Consider the following 19,272-nt stretch of genomic DNA (forward strand, 5'->3'; position numbering starts at 1 on the left):
AGACGTATCCCTAGACTCTGCAGTAGATGTAACTTTTCGTCTTGAAGTTTTTTTGCGCTGGATGTGCTTTTCCTGAATTGCTAATATCGCCAATTTCGTACTGAAAAACCTGTAAGATTTTTAATCTGTAACTACTGTGGCCGAAAAAAGATTTCCCAACTGCCGACGGATTCGTTCCGGCGTACGGCTTCGAGTCGGAACATTGGGATCCAGTTTTTGCGCCAAAGAATAATACTTTTCCTCCGGCAATGTAAGTAATAAATCTAAGCGATATTTAGCACGGGAAGCTCCGACGTAAAACGCTAATCCACTTCTTCCTTCAAATGAGTCTTCACGCAAATCCATAAGAATGATGGCGTCCGACTCCATCCCTTTAAAGCGAATGCATGTGGTAACAGGATATTTACGGCCACGATAAGAGTAAAAACGTAGTGAGGCATTGTTTGGGTCTTCCTCCAGAAACCCCTTCAGAGCCGTATAATCAAATGTCTGTACCGTCAGGATGGTTATATTCTCAATTCTTTGCGCAATTAGAGTATCTAAGGTACGGTGTAATGCTGGGCGCTGCTGCTCCTGATTGGACAGCACATGTAGAGTCGGTGGAATTGGTTCCCCCCAGTAACCGGCGGTTTTCACTGGAACCTTGCGATTCTTTTTATCTCGCAGCGGCGTAACCGAAGTAGCCGCAATTTCTCTGGTATTACGGCAGTTGATATGCAAAGTCAAGCGGCAATCACTATCCTCAATACACTCTGGCAAAGGATATTTTGCCTGAGAACCTCCTTGAATCATCTGGTGTTTATCGTAAAACAAATAAAAGGTTCCCCCATTAGCCAAGGCTGCTTCCCGCAGAAAATCGATTACAGAACAGTTGATCTCTCCATCCGTGAAAAGTCTTCGATTTTCGTCCACCATACCGAAATCCTGTCCCTCATCCACAATAATGTGCATGTAAGGTAATTTCCCCGGGTAATCCGCACAATCTGCCAGACAATCAGCAAGGCCTGATATGTCTTGAAAATCCCCAACCAATTCATAGGCCAGCTTACTCAATGTCATAAAAGAAACGCGTTCAAACTGTTTTCGATATTCTGCCTGGGGATGGTTTTTGTATTGGTTGTTGAGCATATCACACAAAAGCCGATTGTAACATAAGAAGAGAACCGTATCTCCCGCCACACTATGTCGGCGGGCTTTTTCTACTGCCAGCATGGTTTTCCCCGTGCCAGCCGCTCCATTAATCACAGCTACAGGCTGTTCCTCCAGGAAATCCAACAAACGGTACTGTTCCCGAAGCAGCGCATTGAAATGTAGCTCCATTGCCTTGTTTTGGGAATCCGGTGTCGCAATCAAGCGGAATACTGGGCACAAAACATGATCCATCAAATGGTTAAATTCCTGCTTTGTAAGCGGTCCCTCCGGACAAAATCCATATACTGGTGTGGAAAAGATAGACAAGATCTTGGCGGTCGGATCTTGCAGGTCATCCTGTGTCAGGGTTAAGGAAAGCGGCGCTTCGGGCGGTAAGCTGATTGTATGCAGCACATCTAATGGGAGGTCCATGAACCATACTGCAGAAAGGAATTTGCATTTTCGTTTAATAGTCGGAGCAGCTTGGTCAATACAATTCATCAAGTTGTGCATAGCAACACGAGCCTGGTGATAGGGGCCGTGATGTGGCATGACAATCCCATTGGAATAATACCAGTTACCGTTCTGATAAGTAATATTGTTTCCTGCTTTGGCCTCAATAGTTAAAATGCCATGCTGAGGGCTGATAACAACGAAGTCACTCTCGTGTAAAGTATAGGGACGGTTGCGGCCAAGTGATACTGTAGTAAGAGAGTGAAACACATAAAATGTATCCGGCAAACGAGAAAGTGCTTCAAACACGACGCCCTCATGGCTTGCAGGTTCAAAGTCTTTGGGCTGTGCTGGAATCATATGAGCCATTAGGACTCCTCCTGGATTAGTTTTATGACGGTTTCTGCTTTAAATTGTTCATTCAACACAAAACAATGCCAATCATATTCAGAGAGTATTTCACACTGAGTGATACTTTGGGCATCCGTCTCAAATAGCGCTACTTGACTATCCGGCCAAAAAATAGCCGGCCATACATTACCCTCTGGCAAAGGAATCTTGTTATCAAGCAACGTAGTTTGCAAATGCTTTCCTTCACACAGCGTGAGAAGTGTTTCATATGCTTGCCGACAAACAGAAATCTTGCAGCCTTCCAGACATTCTCGCAGTGCTGCCACACAATCCTCACGCACATCTGCAACACCAATACAGTAACCGGATTTTTTTCGCCCCAAAATATCTGCTGCCTGCTTCTGATGAACTTCCGGCAAGGTTGCTGCATCTTCGGGCATACGCTGAGGGAGCGTCGTTGCAAGCCATTTGAGGTAGTCCAATGCTAATCCTCGAGAAAGGAACTCATGTACCATCTGATTGCCATAGTTGCGCAGACAGCCATAGCAAGATGTCTCCGGCGAACATCCACAAGCGCCACTAACCTGATTAATTGCCTCATGTATCACCTGCTCAAATTTTTCAAAGATCAGCTTGGAAAAGCCGGCGCCACCTGGGGTATCGTCAAAGAGAATCAACTCTTGTGTGCCGTCAGTGGTATAATTAACACAACCGCTAATGTCTTCACGGCTGATGTCCAGCGCGGCACTGGCACCTTCCAAAATCGCATATAAGACAGACGCAGCTTGATCCTTATCCTGGTACTCACTCTTACGAACATAATGAAGCGGTAAAGCAATTTTCAGAATATCGGTAGAAAAACGATGTCCAAGAGAAACATGCTCCAACTGCGTGCTGCAGGAACGATTAAATTTGGTTCTGTGCGGTCCTTTTCGCAGATCCTGCGGATCGATAGTATAGCCGCAATCTGGACATGTGCAGAAACCCCGATTCTTGTTTCCTTGATTCAACACAAATAACTGACCACCGGGAGAATACACCAGAGAGATTTTCTTGCCGGCAAGTAAAATATCTCTCTCCTGTGCTTCAGCGAGTTGGCGTTCGGTTCGACCTTCTAAACCCCAGAATTGTGTCTGTGTGGCATAGTAGGTTTTCGGACGGGAATCACCGACTAACCGGGGCTGGTCATCAATTTTGGTAGAAAATCCAAATTGAGGAATAATAAACTTACGCGCCTTCATGCGTACTCCACAGGACGGGCAATCACAAGCTTCTGCATCTTCCACACGGAATGTCGCATTGACCATTCCACGGACAGGCGGAAAAATCCGCTTGCACTCAGGACAAGTATAATACACATAAGTGGGCCAACTTTGATTTGGAACTGTGTTGATCGCATAGCTAGTCCACACCCTTCCATTTGCAACAACAGATGCAGGCGGCGCAAACTCACTGATGGCAATTTTCAAATCGCGCGTCAAATCGATACTTCCAGCAATTTTTGTATCCTGATACAAAATATTCAGATTGACAGAATCTACCGGGAATCCGTACTTAGGCAGAACTCCGTGACTCGACAAAAAATTAATTGCACGCTCCCTCTCCAGAGTTCGAATTAAGCGGCCTGCATTGTTATACTGACTCTGGTCAGCTTTTTTACTGGTGTCCAACTGCATTTGAAATTTTTGCAAGCTTTGGATATCTCCAGCGCGTTCCTGCACAGCCTTTGTCAGTGAACCGGCCGCTCCCGTGAGTTGCTCGATAAACTTCCAGTGATCTACTCCCAGCTGCTCACAAATTTCCGGAGAAAGAGCCCTGTGAATTTCTTCCAGAAGATCCCTCGGATGCGTTTGCAAAAGATCATGCAAGGCCTGGGCCATATTTGGCGTATCGGCGTCACCGACTGCAATAATTGCGCGCACATTTCCGTCAAAATATTGGCGCTGCTTTTTAAAAAACCATGAAATAACAATGGAATTCAGATGTCTCTCAGCAATTTTTTCATTGGAAATCTCCAGTGATGGCACGCGGATATTGCCCGCGATAATTTTTTCTGGCGTTTGAAAAAATGTCATATCATGGCTCACGCGCCTGGCAAAGGTAACAGAAAAAGCTGCTGAAGATGTGCGGCGTCCAGCGCGTCCGGCGCGCTGAATATAGTTGGCCGTTTCAGGCGGGATATTACGCAGGAATGTGGCTTCCAGTTCGCCAACGTCAACACCCATCTCAAAAGTAGTAGAACAACTCAGTACATTGATTTTTCCTTCTTCAAACTCCCGCTGGTATTGGGCAGCAGTTTGTGCTGAAAGCTGAGCTGTATGTTCTCTCGCCTCCATTGGAATAATTTTTCCTTTTTCCAGAAGGTGGCGGTAATAAACGTTCGTACGCGCCTGCCCGGCAGTAATTTTCTCCAGCGTACCGGAACACTTCATTTCCGGGCAGCATCCGCGAATATTGTAGCTAGTAATTTTACCGCATTTCTGGCATCGATAAACAAGATCCTCTTCTTTAAGATAGGTAACTTTCCATGCATGGTAATCCAACTGATAGCGATATCCCAAACGGCGATCTGAAACTCCAGAAAACAACTTTGTAATGTGCGGAACAAATTTACCCGCGATATCGGACAGAAATTGCGTAGTTTGTTGTTGTGCCTCGACTTCTGAACGTCCAAGTTTTTGCAGCAGTTTTTGCAAAAATGCAGCACGTTTGTTGATACGCCCCTCTGCAGGACAAAATGCCAAAACCACTTCAGCGGAAGAAGACTGGGAGCCCTCTGAACGGAACGAATAGATTCGGTTGCGTGGAGCAAAAAAATCATCCACTGGAGATACCTTGTCAGGAAAACTGCACGCCCCTTTTTGACGAAGCGTATCCATCAGGTAGCGCAGCAAATTCCAGGATTCCAGCCCGGTCAGCCCGGGTATCAAAGATTGTGGTTGAGCGTCCGGCGCGTTTGGAGAAAACATCAGATAACCCAAACCTTCTAACCCTGTACTTACATCCATATCTATAAACTCACTCATGACGTAAGAGCCCGCAATCTTTCTCTGCTGGTAGGCGTCAGAAGCGGCTTCCGCCTGGTAAAGACTGCATCGACGTGCTTCTTGCTCCACCTCCTGAATCAGTGAGTCGATGGCAATCCCTCGATCCCCAGCACGGCGCACAGCGTTCAAAATCAGACGCCGCCACATGATTTGGCGATATTTTTTTTCAAAATAGCCGGCAAAAAAAGCAGCCTCCTGTCGGTTATCCGAAAAAATCAATAGTTTTCGTCCGGTTTCATCCTGCGTTTCTTCCGGAACAGATTCCGTATCAAACATTGCTGCCCAGCTGGCAAATAAAGCGTCTGCCGAGTTCTGAATTGTAGGCGTCGTACGCTCCAGAGGTCGCGGCGGAATTGCATCATATAAGCTTTTTGCAATGGTAAAAGTCGCTGGCTGGTTCGCGGTCAAAAAGCGCCTGATCAATCCATGTCGCGTAGTACCGCAGCAAGGGCAGCAGTTCACATCCTGACCACGTCCCGTGAACGGGATTCGAACTACAGTGACAATTTTCATTGGATCAGCCGATGTGCAACAATCGCCAGAGCGGGCATTGGAAAACGGAGTGATACTGCCGCATGCAAGACAGAGATGATATTTCTCCATCTTGTTTTTTTTGTTCTTGTAATGTGCTGCCACATCTGTTTCATCGTCACTATCAAATAAAACTTCCTCTTCTCCGAAGTCCTGATTGATCAGATAGAATTCCGGCTGCTCCATGTCGCTTGAGTGCGCTAAAACTTTGCCGCCAGTCGGCGAATCCTTCTGACGTCCTACCAGATATTCTTGACCACAATTCTGGCAGTTGGCCAGTTCAAAGACCGGGTATCGTTGTCCATCCTGCCCGGAAGACTGTTCATGACGATCCAGGAAAACCTGCTTATTAGGGTACAACTGCACAAAAAGGCCTTCCAAAGCTTTGAGAAACAGGTGATAACGAGCAGGCAACAACGCTGCATTCTCCGGGGTCGGCTTTGCGGCAGCCGCCATTTCCACCATGTCAATTAAAGCAGCCTCAGCCTCTTTTTTATTACCCGCGTCAGGGAAAATCACATTAGCAACATCTTCCAGTCTTTGCGGGATTCCTTCCAGTGCAGCGTACAAACGATACAGCCGTCGATCACGTATTAAAACCTCATATAACCGGGAGTTGCGTTCACTTTCTGTAAGGCTGCGCGTTTCTTCATTGAGTTCATGATAGAACTCCGGACGATACAGTTTTGCATCTTCAGGTGCTTCCGGATGAATGCGTTTCGAAGTCACCACATCTTCTGCAAAAAACGGCTCACCGAACAGTTTGGACGCGAACTGAGCCAGTCCTTCTTGGGCATCGCTGCTGCCTAATGTGGCACTGGTGGCAATACACCGAAAATTATTGTGCATGTATCCTCGGATTCGTTCCTTCAATCGTCGCAGCAGAAATGCGATTTCTGTTCCTGTTGCTCCCTTATATGTATGAGCCTCGTCTAATACCAGGAACTGCCATCTGAAAGCAAATTCCGTATCAAAAAAAGGCGCAGTATCTGGCTGCAATAACAGATACTCCAACATGGCATAGTTCGTCAATAGAATGTGCGGCGGATTCTCAATCATGGTCTCACGACACATCACTTCATTTGGAATCGAAGTGCGCAATAATGGGTCTGCGTCGTGAAGATGTTCGTTGTTATATTGACTATGAAGCCGGGCTTCTGCTTCTGCGCTTGTTTCCTTCTCACCTTTGTGCGGTGTTTCTCCGGTATAGCGTCCAAACGTAATATCTGGGTAATCATGCAACAATTTGTGAAGTTTTTTTTGTTGATCATTTGCCAGTGCATTCATGGGAAACAGCAACAACGCACGAACTCCTGGTCCAAGAGTCCCCTTTTCCTTTTCTTTCAAAAGCGAATCAAGGATTGGATACAGATAGCATTCTGTTTTTCCGGATCCTGTACCAGTAGAAACAATGATATTACGTCCTTCCTGTACGCACTTGCGCAACGCGATTTCCTGATGGCAACGCAATTTCCAATCATCATAATGAAGTGCTCCGCCGACATGGGCAAATTCCTGTGACAACAGCCCTTCATCGACCAGTTCTTTCAAGCTTTTCCCGTTGACAAATGGTAATGTGGTTTCCAAGTACGGTCCCTTGACGAAACGGTCTGTATGCACACTGGCATGTGCTTTTCTGGTAATCTCAGCGTCTCGAACCGTAAGAATAGAGCACAGATAATTTTCATAATCTGTGCGGATTTTCTCCGTGGTCTCTCTCGGATTCATTGCCATAAGGACCGCTCCTTTTTCTTCAGATATACATAAGTAGATGCCATGACTAAATCTCTTTGGAGCATTCGCGGCGCCACTTGCCCTGCACGCGCGAGAAACAGCTCAGCCGCCTGTGCAAGGGAAATCGGCATTTGAGATGAGCCGTTGAGACGGAACAGCAAAGCAGCGATACCCATCAGATAGAAAAATCTGGGATAGGATGAAACTGTTGGAGGCGCCTGCATACATCCCTCTGCTTGGCGCGCAGACAATGCTCGCGCATACGGCCTCACCAACCAGCTATCATCGCCATAACACAGGCCCTGCAAACCTTCTGTCAAAATTCTCTGTCCATCCTTGACCGCACATATGATCATTTTCTGCCGAGAATAATCCCCTGTACCGGTATGATACTCTGTATTTATTGCCCAGTTCGCATATAAATCCACATATCGGTTCTGGTCAAAGAACAAGGCATCGACCACTTTTTCAGGCTGGTAATTCAAACTGACATGAGATCCGTCGATTTGAATGGTTTCACTGACCAACTTCATATCCCCGGAAAGTTTCTTGCTCAATACAATCTCAACCCCATTGCCGGGCCGTTCTAGCAGAAATTCTTTCCGCATTTCCTGTGCTCTCGCAACGTCAACATTCGCAGGCACTCCCAGCATCGAAAAGACAGCTTCCTGACCCAAAACTTTCAAATTATCCTGCAATACAGCCCGAATAGATAATTCTCTTTGCTCCAAAACAAGTAAAGCCAGCTCGCTGTTGTAGCGTTTCAAGTTACGAGCAATTTCCAAACAAAACTCCTGATTTCCAAAACTTTCAAAAAGAATCAGACTATACTGGCTTCGGCACATGTCAAAAACTTCCTGACTGCAATGTATCTGTACCAAGTGGCAAAGCAGTTCCCATCGTGCCCGTCCATTCAAGAATGTCTCAGAAATTCGTTGCATTAGAATGCAGATTTGCCGCTTCATACGGTGAGAAATCTGCGGCAACAGAGTAAACTCCGCTATCGCCATTAATTCAATTAGGTCCGTCTCGTCCAGTGCAATGTTTCTCCAGCCAGATGCTGGATTCACCTGCATACTGCAACTATCGGCAAAATTGGCTTTTGGGCTCGATGAATAACGCAAAATATCATAAACCGCCTGCTGAATATAGCTCTTCGGGGTTTGAATATTTTCCGGCCTGACTTTGACACAGCTTGGCACAGTAAATATGTTTTTTCGGACCGTCAAAGGAACTGTACCTTTCCATAGAAAATCTATTTCCTGTTGACTGGAAGAAGTTACAATATAAACACCATCCATCAGCTGCTGAGAGCATCCTATAGTCAATCTACTTTGGCCTTTTGCGGTGATCAGTTCAGCCGAGCTACAGTCCAAACGGATTGTAGGGCCATTCTTCCCATAGGCTGTCAGTTCAAGTGTTTCAGGCAGTATCTGATTTGGTGCAAAATATAAGTTCTTACGGTTTTTACCGACAACTGGGCGGCTCAGAAATTCCGGAGTTTCGGTAATAAACAATAGCGAAACCGGATCATTGGGGTGAGACTCATTGCACAACAGTAACACTGCCGGCAGTGGGATATGCGAAATTGTATCTGCAAAAGCGTTCAGCAAAAGGCTAGCCGTATTCCGATTGTGAAACCAAAGGGGAATTTGTTGTTCAATTCCATTGACGCTGCGAAGAATAATATGATAAAAATCTTTCACACAGCTTCCGTACAGCTGGACTCTGAGCAAAAAGTTCTTCTTCACAAAATCAGACATCGGAATGGAAGAAGGAATCGTTTCATCTGGGGCAGTGCTGTCCAGTATTCTCCAACTGCATGGAAGAACAGGGAGCTCGACACGAATAGAGAAAGAGCGTTCAGCCTGTTGAAAGCGCAAGAACCCATCCAGTTTAGCGCATTCTGGTGAAAACGTCGCAAACATGCCTTTGGGCGTCTCCGTACAAGTGGCATTGGAGAATTCAAGTGATATGTTTTCCGGTAATGTAAAATGCAAAAAGCGTTGCGTCTGCGGACTCATACGATTCCAAGGATAATCTGGTGAATAATCACTTTCTATTTCCGGCAAATAAAAGAACTCTGAGAACTGAATCAGTTGATGTCCTTGATACAGACGCAAAGAATATTTTCCATATTCCGGCGCCGCAGAAAGAAAATTCGCCAGCGCGATTGTCTCATCTTTCTCTGAAAGAACATACTTCTGCCCCGCTAAGACCAGAGTCAAGTCCTCACGATCCTGTTCATCCTCTGTGAGGATTGATATGCAAGGAAACTCAATAAAGACCGGGATCGTCCAAAATGAAAGCGGAAGCCCAAACAATGTTTCACCGTCATAATTCAATTTAGCGTGGGAACGAATCTGTAAAATTGCAGGAACGGTTGTCCCTGCCCTGACACAAGTCAAATTGGCACGACCTGACATCGGTGTCAACCGCCAAGCCGTGAACTCACCAAGCATAGGTGCATAAAGCTGTTCCTTGTAAAATCCACCACGATCCTGCCAATGCGCTTCCGGACCGGCCAATAAGATTACACCATGTTCTGGCAACCAGTTGCTGCGCATTAATGGCAGTCCATTCGTATCGAAGAGAAGGACTGCCGTCCGATTAAGACCGGAAACGGTCTTCGAAACGAGACATTCCTCTTCTGCCTCGACATGAAACAGCTCCACAGTATAATTTTCAGAAGGCCGCACTGCAACACTGCACTCTGCCGTATAACGAGTGCCTCTTGATGCAAAAACCCTATTCAGACATTTCCAATTTTCCCCAGTGTTGTTTGTAATTTCCCAACGCACTTCCTCGATCCAGTTTTCCTTCATTGAAACCGCTGGCAGAACCATGCATAGTCCGCGTCCATCAGGCTCGTAAATCAAATGAGGCTGCCAATCCTTTTCACCGGATTTTTGATTGCTCCGCGCGCGCTTTTCCTGACTGATCCATTCAATATACAGCTCAGCCAACGAATCTTCCGGATTCGCACCACTGTCTACGGCTTGCATGGTTTCATGGACTTGCGTGATAAGATCCAATGCACGCGTGTCAGGAAAGCGTTCCAGGAAAGAAAGAAGCGGCTTTCGTATCAGGTAAGCACGCCAAGTAGTCAAAGATTCCAGCAACATGTACGGATCGAAAAAACGGCTTGCGTCATTTTGCATGACGAAAAAAAGATCTGATATCGTAGAATCCGGTGGGGCAGCAAGTTGAAATTGCAAAGTAGCAACATATTTCCGTTTATCCGACTGCGGTGCCGACTGAAAGTGATATCGACGAATGGTCTGCAAAAAGAGATCTCCAACTACGCCTTGTGTTTGCGGGTAGAGAGTAATATTTAATGCATCTTCGAAAGCACCCCAAAAATTAGCGTCAAACTCATATCGCATTAAAAAAACAGCAACTGTCACCGTACAAACAGGATATTGCCACAACACATCCAAATCGGATCGAGAAGTGCTGTTTTGGATTGCATCACTCAGTCGACGTTTCAGCGTTTCGTATTCGTGGTTAGAAAGATTTAAATCCCCCCAATATTCAAGTCCTTGCAACAGATTACTGATGTGAGATTCCAACACGGAAATGTTCATATTGTCATAAATTATTTTCGCCATATCATATCAACCCTTATAATTTTTACATGCAAAATAATTCGTGCAATAAAAGAACTTATAACTATAACAAGTTTATCACATCACAAATTTCAAAACAATCGCCTCGCAGGCTAAAAACCTTTTTTCAGGCACGAAAAGTCCTGATTATCACCCTTGTTATTTGATATAATTACATACGTTGAAACACAAACAGCATCAACAGCAAAGAATACATTTAATTTTGAGGAAGAAGGAAATAATTATGAATTTACCCTCTTATCCGCAAATTTCTCCAACTGCGACTGGTCAGCGTCTACGATGTCTTTGCCTTGCTGCTGGGTACACGGTTCGCGATTTACAGATTTATTGTCGCTTGAACAATCCGCAATCTGTGTATAAATGGTTTTCCGGCAGTACTCTACCTACAATAGATAATTTCTACGCACTTAGCATTTTGCTAGGCGTATCCATAAACGACATCATCGTCAGTACAAACGATGATGTCGTTTTCTATTTAATCATTTAATATAAACATTGCTTTTTGCAAGTAAATGTTGATACTTTTTATTACTGATTCTGTAATCTTTATCAAAATGAAACGGAGTCGTCCCTTCTGCCCTGTCTAATATGATAACAGCAGCTATATTCAACATAAAAGTTTCTTCAATTTTTGAATTCGCACATTTTTCAAGCAGAAATTTCTTCATATCTTCTCTAGGATTTAATGCAAGCTGGTGAAGAAAAAAGCCGAGTTTCGGAAAGGCTAATTAGCCTTTCCGAAACTCGGCTACTCCTAGATTTAACTTTCCAAATCACATCGCATAAATTCGTTCATTAATGCGACAACTTGCTCTTTTTGATCATCGGCCACATATTCCAAAATAGAATCAAACAATCGCCCTACGCAGACAACATCCACTCGCCTGCTTCGTATGGATGCATCCCCTAACACCTTGTCCGTATCCAGACATTGCTTCAGTATGGGCCAAAAATCCGTTATATACTTTTTTACCTGTTTGTTATCGGTATGAAGTCCATCTAAACCTGTAAAAGTGTGAAAATATCGGCTTTTTTCACTGACCGCCTTAATATCTTCTGAACCGGATGTAAGATAATCGTCTGCCAGCTGATTGCAAGCAGATAACACCGCTCGGAACATCTCTTTCTCAAGGTGAATATTTTGCTGCCGCAGCCATTTCGTCAGTTGTCCATATACAAAGTTTCTGTTCAAAGCAGTCTTTTTCAAATTTGCCTGAGATACAACACCTTGAATATATTTCCTATAAAACGGAACGCACTCTGACATACACACATCCTCCTCCGGTTTTCAAATCGTCTTCATCACATCGAGCAGGTGCTGATAGCTATCCACATCATGATACCTTACTTTGCTGGTGGACAATTCGTTAAACAACTTACGGGCACAGCGGATTTTCGCCTGCTCAATCGGCTTTAGCTGCAGCGTCTCCATGGTTCCTTTTGTCTCCGCCACAAAGAAAATATGCTTCACCGTTCCCTCGTAGAAAGCGATGGCCCAGTCCGGAGAGTAGTTTCCCACCGGCGTGGGGATATGAAATCCCTTGGGCAGTTTGGCATACACGCACACCTCTTCGGCAGCATCCAGATCCTGCGCAAATTTACGTTCGATGCTTTGCTCTGCAATGCCATCCGTAAACACATAATCCTGAATTGCTTTTGTGGCGCGGAACGCCTTATCAAAATCATGGGCGCTTTTTTCAGCGGTGAAAATGGCGCTGTCATAATGACCGCCAATGCGGTCATAGGAGATATGCTCCACAATCATCGTGGCTTTCTGCTCATTGATCAGGCGGATGATTTTCGTGATAAACTCTTCCGGATTGTTTTTAAACATGTAAAGTTTATCCAGACGCAGCCCTTTCAGAATTCCCACTACTGTTTTCCGGGTGAGCACTGTGCCTTGTGCTATTTTCCCCACAAGGTCATACTCCAATCGCCCGGACGACGCTTTGCGAAGTGTCTGTGTCCGGGTTTTCTCTCCGCCAAAAGAATCCCCGCGTCCCAGCTCATGTTCGTTCATCTCATCTTTCTGGCGGCCTACCGTTGTGGTGTATTGCAGTTCAGACACAAACAGCCGGTCATTGACGTGGGCAATTGCTTTTCGGACAAGCTCTGCACTGTCGAAAGATACTGTATAAGCATACTTGTGATTGATTTCCTTCCACAACGCTTGGAATTCCGCTTTGGCAAAATTTTCGTTGAGCGGATTTTCCTTCACTTTGGTTTCATGGCCGTCCACGAACATCTCTTTCAGAGCGCGTTCGTCGTAAACAGCCTGAATCAGCAAATGAATACCTTCTGCCATGGGCGCTAACTCTTCCGGCAGCGGCGCAACAGTTCCCAACTGCACATCGGCGCGATATTTGTCGGTCACTTTCCGCTTCATATCAACATACTGATTGCTGATCAGATAGAACTCAATCGCATCTGCAGTCTCTGCATCAATCAGCGTGGGAACACCATCCACCCGGACATACTTGCCTTTGAAATACTCGCTGGTAGCCGTAGTCGGACGGTCATAGAGTTCTTTATTGATGTCACTTTGCAAATCGGAAACAAATGTCTTGTAGCTCTCGCTGGCAATGACCGTAAGCAAATTGATGTCCTGCACACGGTCGCCGCAGCTTTGGACATCCATCCGGTTGCCGCTTTGATTCACGCACAAACGCAGACCGCGCCCCACTTCCTGCCGCTTGGCCGTCTGGCTGTCGGAATGCTTCAATGTGCAGATTTGGAACACATTGGGGTTATCCCAGCCTTCCCGCAATGCGGAGTGCGAGAAGATGAACCGAGTGGGCTCTTCAAAAGAGAGCAGCCGCTCTTTGTTCTTCAAAATCAAATCATAGGCGGAAATATCGTCGGAAAACTCACTGCCTCTTTTGACCTGGCTGTCCACGCTGCGACCGGTCTTCTTGTCGATGCTGAAATATCCTTTGTGGACTGCCGATGGCTCGCTACAAACCTGACGCAGATATTTCTGATAAGGTGTGTCTTCCAGCGTCAAGTGCGCGTTGAGAATATGGAAATACTCCTCTTCAAACATCTGGCCGTACTCGCCCAGCTTCTCATTTCCGTTCTCATCGTATTGGCGATATTTCGCTACTTCATCGATGAAAAACAGCGAAAGCGTTTTGATGCCCATGTTGAAGTTTTTCTCTTCTTTTTCAAAATGAGACAGAATGGTTTCGCGAATCTGGATGCGGCGCATGTCGGTTTCCGATACATCGCCCACCACATCGCCGGTTTTGATCACTTCGCCGTTTGTAAAGGTTACCGTGCCACGCAGCGGATCTATCTCAGAGATGGTATATCCCCGATACTGTTCCATTCCCTGTGAAATGTGATACAGGTTATCGTCCACACCCAAGACGCGGGTTTCCCGGTTGATGGATTTGTTGTAGCCGATTTCCATTTCGATGCGGGCCATCGGCGGCTTCTTGGGGGAGAGAACGATCTGTTCCAAAAACAGATAACTGTCCGTTCCCCGAAGATTTTTCACTTCAAAGCCCTTGACCTCGATTTTCTTGACCAAGCGCTTATTGAACGCGTCCAAAGCGTCCAGCACATAGACAAGGTTGTGCTGGACGGCATGGGTGGCCGAATAATTGAGGCTGAACAGAGGATTGAAATTTTTCAGTGCCTTTTGCGTGACAGCACCGCCCATTTTCTGCGGCTCGTCTAAAATCAGGATAGGCCGATTCGCCTTGATCACGTCAATGGGCCGGCGGGATGCAAATTCATCGCGCTTGGAGTAAATGATGCGCGCTTCCTTGCTTTTCCCATCCTCTTTCAGTGAAGAGGCAAAAGCCTGTGTGTTGATAATCATGACCTGGATTCCCGATCCCGCGGAAAAATTGTCCAGCTGATTCAGATTCGCGCTGTTGTAAATGAAAACGCGGGCCTTTTTGCCGTAATACTCCATGAAGTGGTCGGCCATGATGTCGAAACTCTTTTTCACGCCTTCCCGGATGGCGATGGAAGGCACCACGACAATGAACTTGCTCCATCCATACACCTTGTTCAGCTCGAACATGGTTTTGATGTACACATATGTTTTACCGGTGCCGGTTTCCATCTCCACATCCAGACTGCATCGGCCCAGGCTCTTTACCAATTCCGGCGAGAGTTTGATGTTGTTCTCACTTTGCAGCTTGTGGATGTTTTGCAAAAGCTGGGCGTCCGTAAGACCGATTTCCTCGTTTTTAAAACCGGTGTCATCGTCCGGATCGTATGCCTCATCCGCCGCATCCACCATCGGCATCTGATACACGGATTGACTATTCTTTTTGCCGAGATCACGCACATACCGAATCCGGTCGTGAAATTCCTGTCCGGCAAACACTTTCACGACAGCGTCCACCGCATCAGTCTGGTATTGTTGGATTTTAAAGTTAAATTTCATTTGTGCCACCTTAATTAGTATAATGCTTCGCTTTGCAATTCCGACATTCATACCATTTGTAAGTACCGCCTTCCAAAACGCTGGCATAATTTCTGGGCACCAATGGTATTTTTATATGTTCCTTTTCCCAACAGTACCCACAAATATTGCGAGTAGAGCCATCTGGCATATGTTCCTGATAAATAGAACCCAGCGATTTATCCATGCGTGTTTCCGCTTTTTCAATGCTCTGATAATCTTCAAGTTTTGCCTTGCATTCTTGTAACTCTTGTTTTAAATTTTCACATTGTGCTTTTAAATCTTTGATATTTTCGCGATTTTCCTTTCTTTTATTTATTAACAAAGAACTTGCTGCCGTAACAAGTATTCCAAGAAAACCAAACAAGACACCATTGTTATTGATAAAACTGAGTATAGAATTAATCATTACAATACCTTCCTTACAGTGTCGGGGCTGTAGGTGGCGAAGATTTGGTCGAAGTTGGTGGCGACGCTATCGCTGGCGAGAGAGCTGTCGCGCATGACGAAATAATAGGGCTTTTGTTTGGCAATGGCGGTGATTGTTTCATCGGTGACATTTTCATCAAAACAGGCGATCAGGAAATTGTCTGCCACATTGAAAACCTTTTTGCCGGCGATTTCGGTTTGCTCGATTTTGCTGGAAAGCAGGACGCCCAAGTCCAACATAACCTGGAACAGCAAATCTTCCGGGGTACGGTCTTCTTTGATATTGTCGGCCAAACTGTCGAACATGCTGGGTTCGTATTCATCCGGATGATAATACACATTTTTCATATTGGTGCTGTCGCATTTGAGCACACGGAAGCCAACATCCAAATCCATGGTTGTCATTGGATTTTCTTCTTTGATTTTCGCTCCGGCGCGTCGGATGCGTTCTTTACCGATTTCACAGATGTTTTGATAGCCCGCTTTGTAGGCTTCGCTTTTTTCGTCCGTTTTTTCAGGTAGCTGCACCATGATGAATTTTCGGTTGCCACCGTCTTCTGCATTCAGCTGCATGACCGCATGTGCCGTTGTTGCAGAGCCGGAAAAAAAGTCAAGAACAACCGCATCAGCTGACACATTAGCAATTTGTAGAACACGTGAAAGAAGTCTAACTGGCTTTGGACCGTCAAAGTATCCTTTATCGTCAAACAGCTTTTTTAGTTCTTGTCTTCCTTCTTGATTATGACCTACATCTGTATATTTCCAAATGGTTGTAGCAGTCATACCTTGTTGTACATCAGAAAGATATCTTTTTAAACGGGGCATATTACCTCCGTCTTCACCAAACCAAACTCGACCATCTTCAATTAGCTTTTGCATGCGTTCTTTGCTTGTAAACCAACATCTTCCATCTGTAGGATGCACCACGTTACCGTTTGGTGTCGTGATTGAATAATCATATGAAGCTGTATATGTTTTTACTGTCATATTGTCAGCTGACCAAGGACCCCTTGGATCATTATCAGGGTTTTTGTACCTACTGTTAGCTTCTTTTGACCGTGGCAATAAACCTATATCGAACTCCGATATGGACTTTGCAAAAATCACAATATAGTCATGACTATCCGACAGGTATTTTGCATCATTTTTGGGAGCGAAAGCCCTCTCCCAAATCACTGCTCCCACAAAATTCTGTTCTCCAAAAATCTCATTTCCTATCTTCTTTAGATTTTCGATTTCATTTTCATCAATACTAATAAAAATGACCCCATCCTCTGCCAGCAAATCCTTTGCCAGTTTCAGACGTGGATAAATCATATTCAACCATTTGGTATGGAATCTTCCATCGCTCTCGGTGTTCAGCACAAGGCGGTTGCCCTCCTCATCGTACTGGCCACTGTTGGCCAGATACTCCTCGGTGTTCTGGGCAAAATCATCCTCATATACAAAGTCGTTGCCGGTGTTGTAGGGCGGATCAATGTAAATCATCTTGACCTTGCCCAGATAGGTTTCCTGCAACAACTTCAACACTTCGAGATTGTCGCCCTCGATGTACAGGTTCTCAGAATCGAAACCGCCGGGCGTGCCGTCCTTGCCGACACTTTCAGCAGGACAGGGGCGCAGCGTTTTGGCAATCGGTGCATTGGCCAACAGCACGGACTTTTTCTTGTCCGGCCAAGTGAACTGATAGCGCTCTTCTTTTCCGTCCACCACAGTAGTGCTGATCTCCTGCATCAGTACGTCCTTATCAATGGCACGCACCACAACACCGTTTTCGTCAATCGTCTCCGTCACTGCATTGGGAAACAGCGCCGCCAACTTCTTAAAATTCTCATCCGCCTTATTCGGTGTGTGCATTTTCAGTTTGTCCATTACATAGCCCCCACAAGTTCCTTCTCTGACAGCGTTACCACATTTGTGTTAGACGGTTTTGTTTCCGCATGTGTGTGTGTTCCGTCCAGCGAAAAAATATTCGGATTAATTATAACTTGAATACGGTCTTCAATTTGCTGATATACGTCTTCGTCTCCAAGCCCTTGTTTCACAAAAAATGATCTCTTCTTGTCTGCAATTCGAAGTTTTTTCGATGCTGAAATAGGTACAACCCCTTTAGCATACGCACATAAAATCAATCGATTGTTGGGATTTTTAGAAAGCCAATTTATAATATATTTCCACCACGTCTGATCGGAATCGCCCCAAGAAAGCCCATAAAGAAACAAATATCGGCTTTTATCAATCATATTACAGAAACGTTCCATCCGCTTCTCACCCAAAGCCTTGTTAATATTTGATTTGACCAAATAAGCCGACAACTCTGGATTATTTCTATTTTCGAAGTTATTAATTTGGTCTACAGAATCGATTCCCAAAATCAGATTGTCTTTAAGTGTTCCGTGGATATGAAGAGGCTCCCGAATTGTATCCGGATATGTCGTTTGTGCAATCACGCGGTTCGATAAAGGCTTGTATTTATTTTTGCATAAAGTAACCAATCGGTCCAAAGTGTTTGTATAATTGAAATTTACAAATTGATATGTGATGCTTTCTTTTAAACTGCGCCTTAAATTTTGATATTCCTCCTGCCACTGCGTATTAAGTATGTTATAAAAAGAAACTACACTTGATTTGAAACTCTCTGCTGACAGCTCTTCAGAAAATTCAATCCGATTTTCTTGTCTTCTCAAATATTCGATGAGGGCATCTTCCATTCTTTCTTTACTTTGAAGAAATTCTTCAATTTGATTGCTTTTTAAATTTGACGCCAATTTAGCCAAACCCATTTCCAAATCTGCCCAGTTCTCATAATTGCTTTTAATTTGTTTGACAAGCATGTCATCTTTTGCTGAGTCCAAAGTAAAATAGTAGTTGTAGAAATCTGTGTATTGCGTATTAAGTCCTAAATTCAAATCGAAGCCATTTCCAATCAAAAATGTAATAACCATTTTGTCTCCTTATGCTTTTTCAATTCGTTTATCTTTTGCACCAACTCGAACTTCTTCTTCGGCTGCTTTTCCGCCCGAGCTAACTTTTCCAGCCGGGCAATTTCTTTTTCCAGCTTTGCACGCTGCTCGTCCAGAACGATCTGCCGCTCCAGCGTGTTGCCGCTTTGCATTTGGATGCCGCCAATTTGAATGACGACATTCTCCCACACAGCGTCCATCGTCAGACCTTTGAGTGAAAGTGTCAGCACAGCCGGATCACACCACGGCGTTTGCAGTAGTTTGGTGTAATAGACGGCCAGCTTTGCCTGTCCACCGTGCTCCAGCAAAAGCACCATATTCTGCGGGATGAGTTTTGAGAGGGTAATCAGTGTTTTTTCGCTGAACTCTTTTTGCTTGAGCTGCACCTGCAACACAAAGAACGCCTGCACTGTTTTACCCGGCGCAAGGTTCAGCTTTTCGGCCGACACTTCATTGACAATCACGATGCGGGAGATGTCCGCATCGATTTTTGCCTTTTCCGCTGCGTTCATCTGGAACCGGGCGTAAATGGCTGTCTTGGGCAGCGGCTGATTCAATTCCGTAGATTTCGGCAACCCCAGCAT

The 19,272-nt window shown here is 45.2% G+C and carries 11 protein-coding genes; 1 reads left to right on the forward strand and 10 read right to left on the reverse strand.

The genetic code is table 11. From position 1 onward, the window contains the following. Positions 1 to 120: 120 nt before the first annotated feature. The 3 genes from ACKTS9_RS04840 to ACKTS9_RS04850 are packed head-to-tail and all read right to left on the reverse strand — an operon-like array spanning position 121 to position 10,858. A complete protein-coding gene (locus tag ACKTS9_RS04840; RefSeq protein WP_349214670.1) occupies positions 121 to 1,953 on the reverse strand; it encodes a nuclease-related domain-containing DEAD/DEAH box helicase in 1,833 nt (610 codons plus the stop codon). Then, positions 1,953 to 7,247 carry a DEAD/DEAH box helicase gene (locus ACKTS9_RS04845; RefSeq protein WP_407879294.1) on the reverse strand — a complete coding sequence of 1,765 codons (5,295 nt, stop codon included), beginning with the start codon at positions 7,245 to 7,247 and terminating at the stop codon, positions 1,953 to 1,955. The genes ACKTS9_RS04840 and ACKTS9_RS04845 overlap by 1 nt, the downstream gene beginning before the upstream one ends. Next, on the reverse strand, positions 7,238 to 10,858 hold the full coding sequence (locus ACKTS9_RS04850; RefSeq protein WP_407879296.1) for a hypothetical protein: 3,621 nt from the start codon (positions 10,856 to 10,858) through the stop codon (positions 7,238 to 7,240). Before ACKTS9_RS04850 ends, ACKTS9_RS04845 begins: the two co-directional genes overlap by 10 nt. A gap of 241 nt (positions 10,859 to 11,099) precedes the next feature. Here ACKTS9_RS04850 and ACKTS9_RS04855 point away from each other — a divergent pair, with 241 nt between their 5' ends. Next, positions 11,100 to 11,363, forward strand: a complete 264-nt coding sequence (locus ACKTS9_RS04855) for a helix-turn-helix domain-containing protein (protein ID WP_407879298.1) — start codon at positions 11,100 to 11,102, stop codon at positions 11,361 to 11,363. Here ACKTS9_RS04855 and ACKTS9_RS04860 read toward each other — a convergent pair. The 7 genes from ACKTS9_RS04860 to ACKTS9_RS04890 form a co-directional block, all read right to left on the reverse strand. Next, the gene (locus ACKTS9_RS04860) at positions 11,356 to 11,544 is read right to left on the reverse strand and encodes a hypothetical protein (protein WP_407879300.1); all 189 of its coding nucleotides are present in this window, start codon (positions 11,542 to 11,544) and stop codon (positions 11,356 to 11,358) included. The genes ACKTS9_RS04855 and ACKTS9_RS04860 overlap by 8 nt on opposite strands. Before the next feature lie 92 nt (positions 11,545 to 11,636). After that, entirely contained in the window at positions 11,637 to 12,143 is a 507-nt protein-coding gene (locus ACKTS9_RS04865; protein WP_407879302.1) for a hypothetical protein, read from the reverse strand. Between the two features lie 21 nt (positions 12,144 to 12,164). Beyond that, positions 12,165 to 15,278 (reverse strand): type III restriction-modification system endonuclease, encoded by a 3,114-nt coding sequence (locus ACKTS9_RS04870; RefSeq protein WP_407879304.1) that lies wholly within the window; start codon positions 15,276 to 15,278, stop codon positions 12,165 to 12,167. A gap of 10 nt (positions 15,279 to 15,288) precedes the next feature. Next, positions 15,289 to 15,705, reverse strand: a complete 417-nt coding sequence (locus tag ACKTS9_RS04875) for a hypothetical protein (RefSeq protein WP_407879305.1) — start codon at positions 15,703 to 15,705, stop codon at positions 15,289 to 15,291. Further along, positions 15,705 to 17,597, reverse strand: coding sequence for a site-specific DNA-methyltransferase (locus ACKTS9_RS04880; RefSeq protein ID WP_407879307.1), 1,893 nt, complete (start codon positions 17,595 to 17,597; stop codon positions 15,705 to 15,707). Before ACKTS9_RS04880 ends, ACKTS9_RS04875 begins: the two co-directional genes overlap by 1 nt. Next, a complete protein-coding gene (locus ACKTS9_RS04885; protein ID WP_407879309.1) occupies positions 17,597 to 18,670 on the reverse strand; it encodes an AbiH family protein in 1,074 nt (357 codons plus the stop codon). Before ACKTS9_RS04885 ends, ACKTS9_RS04880 begins: the two co-directional genes overlap by 1 nt. Continuing rightward, entirely contained in the window at positions 18,652 to 19,272 is a 621-nt protein-coding gene (locus ACKTS9_RS04890; protein ID WP_407879312.1) for a DUF4391 domain-containing protein, read from the reverse strand. The genes ACKTS9_RS04885 and ACKTS9_RS04890 overlap by 19 nt, the downstream gene beginning before the upstream one ends.

Origin of the sequence: Owariibacterium komagatae, from assembly GCF_045865535.1 — a bacterium.
Classification (GTDB): domain Bacteria; phylum Bacillota; class Clostridia; order Oscillospirales; family Ruminococcaceae; genus Ruthenibacterium; species Ruthenibacterium komagatae.

Coding starts and splice junctions, on each gene's coding strand:
- ACKTS9_RS04875 (WP_407879305.1), bottom strand. CDS start 15,705: ATGATTAATTCTATACTCAGTTTTATCAATAACAATGGTGTCTTGTTT.
- ACKTS9_RS04865 (WP_407879302.1), bottom strand. CDS start 12,143: ATGTCAGAGTGCGTTCCGTTTTATAGGAAATATATTCAAGGTGTTGTA.
- ACKTS9_RS04885 (WP_407879309.1), bottom strand. CDS start 18,670: ATGGTTATTACATTTTTGATTGGAAATGGCTTCGATTTGAATTTAGGA.
- ACKTS9_RS04850 (WP_407879296.1), bottom strand. CDS start 10,858: ATGGCGAAAATAATTTATGACAATATGAACATTTCCGTGTTGGAATCT.
- ACKTS9_RS04880 (WP_407879307.1), bottom strand. CDS start 17,597: ATGGACAAACTGAAAATGCACACACCGAATAAGGCGGATGAGAATTTT.
- ACKTS9_RS04870 (WP_407879304.1), bottom strand. CDS start 15,278: ATGAAATTTAACTTTAAAATCCAACAATACCAGACTGATGCGGTGGAC.
- ACKTS9_RS04890 (WP_407879312.1), bottom strand. CDS start 19,272: ATGCTGGGGTTGCCGAAATCTACGGAATTGAATCAGCCGCTGCCCAAG.
- ACKTS9_RS04845 (WP_407879294.1), bottom strand. CDS start 7,247: ATGGCAATGAATCCGAGAGAGACCACGGAGAAAATCCGCACAGATTAT.
- ACKTS9_RS04860 (WP_407879300.1), bottom strand. CDS start 11,544: ATGAAGAAATTTCTGCTTGAAAAATGTGCGAATTCAAAAATTGAAGAA.
- ACKTS9_RS04855 (WP_407879298.1), top strand. CDS start 11,100: ATGAATTTACCCTCTTATCCGCAAATTTCTCCAACTGCGACTGGTCAG.
- ACKTS9_RS04840 (WP_349214670.1), bottom strand. CDS start 1,953: ATGGCTCATATGATTCCAGCACAGCCCAAAGACTTTGAACCTGCAAGC.